Genomic DNA, 1694 nt, shown 5'->3' with positions numbered 1-1694 from the left:
GGCTGCGCAGCACCAGCTCGGCCGGGTCCGGCGAACCGGGCGGATCGTCGCCGGACAGCACCAGCGTCCCGCCCCGCTCCCAGATCGCGTCGGTCACGACCGGGCGGGGAGTGCGGGCCTTCAGCTCGGCGTAGCCGTGGCGGGAGCGGTAGACGGCGACCTCCTTGCCCGCGAAGGAGTACAGGCCCTCGGTGGCGTCGTCGTCCAGGACGATACGGACCGTTTCGTCCGCCGCGGTGGTGTCGTCCGGCGCGGAGTCGTCCGCTGCGGGGTCGGCCTCGGCCGGTGCGTGGTCCTCGGCCGCGTCGGGGCCCTCCTCGGCCGCGAAGTCGTCCGGCATCGCCGGGTTCTCCGCCGCCTCCGCCTCGGCGGTCGCCGTTTCGGCCTCCGGCTCCTCGACCGGCGCGGGGCCGGAGGGTACCGGGGCGTCCGCCGGCGCCGGGGCGTCCGCCGGTGCACGCGAATTGGGGAAGCCCATGTCGAGCCGCCAGCCGGTCCCGTCGCGGGGTTCGGGCGTGGCGAGGCGGTTCGCGCCCTCATCCAGGACGGGCATGTCGGCGATCAGCTCGGGCAGCGGGATCCGTGCCCGGAACCGGCCGCCGCCGCCGTCGGGCGCCGCCGGGTAGCGGTTCAGCAGCGTCCCGGCCTTCCGCCGCACCAGCACGGACGCGCCGTCCGGCACCCCGCCCGGGATCGTGCCGCGGATCTCCATGGCGTCGCCGACCACCCGGTGGCCGGTGACGCGGGCCCGGACCGTCTCCACCCGCAGCCGCATCGTGCCGCCGCGCGTGATCAGCGGGACCACGCGCACGTCCTCATCGACGTAGTGCCAGGCGGGGTGCGCGCCGCTGCCGGAGGACGGCGCCGACAGCGCGCCGCGCCGCAGCACGCCGCGGTCGTACACCCCGGCAGCGACCAGCCAGGTCCCGTCGACGTAGCGGCCGCCGCGCCGCAGCCGCTTCGGGTCGATCGTGGCGGAGAACCCCGACCACCTGTGGCTGCGGTGCGGGTCGCGCGAGACGTCGTCGGCGTCCGGGCAGCGCCGCGTCCACGCCGGGATCACCCTGGTCGTGCCGTCGTCCGTGTCCCGGACGCCGACGACCTTGAGCGACGACCAGGGGAAGCGCGTCCCGATGTCGGCGATGAAGGCGTGGCCGGTGATGCGCAGCTTGCCGTCACGCCAACGCGCCTCGTGCAACTGGGCGCGGGCGGCCAGTTCCTCGCCGAGCCGGTACACGCCGCGGGGAATCCGCAGACGGCGATCTCTCCAGAACGGATACTTCGCGTAATGCCGCCACAATCGGCGGGTCACCGGGATGCGCAGTCCGCGGCGTTCGTACTCCAGGACCTTCAGCAACTCCGGCATCAATCCGCGGCCGACCAGATGCCATTTCAGGCGCATCATCGCGGGGAGATCATTGAGGGCGGTGCGGTCGGCCTGCTCCAGAAAGCCGTGCGCCAGCTCCACGAAACGGGAGCGGAACTCCTCGTCCGCCTCGCCCAGCACATTCAGGAAGATGCGGAGATCGCTGCGCAGCGCCACCTCGTCGTACTCGCGCTTGCACGCGCGCACCGCCCGTTCCGGCCGCGAGCCGAGGAACCGGCTGACGGTCTCCACCGCCGCGAACCGGTCGGTGACGGCGCCGATCTCGGTGCGGCGCTGCGTGATCGACAGCGCCCCGCCGGCCCGCTGC

At 74.1% G+C, this 1694-nt stretch carries 1 protein-coding gene; it reads right to left on the bottom strand.

Going from position 1 to position 1694, the window contains the following annotated elements; all coding sequences use genetic code 11:
- Positions 1-1694, bottom strand: a 1694-nt coding sequence (locus ABFX46_RS43255) for a hypothetical protein (RefSeq protein WP_346050442.1), incomplete at both ends; no start/stop codon positions are given.

The organism is Actinomadura chokoriensis, from assembly GCF_039529475.1.
Lineage (GTDB): Bacteria > Actinomycetota > Actinomycetes > Streptosporangiales > Streptosporangiaceae > Spirillospora > Spirillospora bangladeshensis.
The sequence above is the reverse complement of the archived record's forward strand: the minus strand, read 5'-3'. Positions and strand labels throughout refer to the sequence as shown.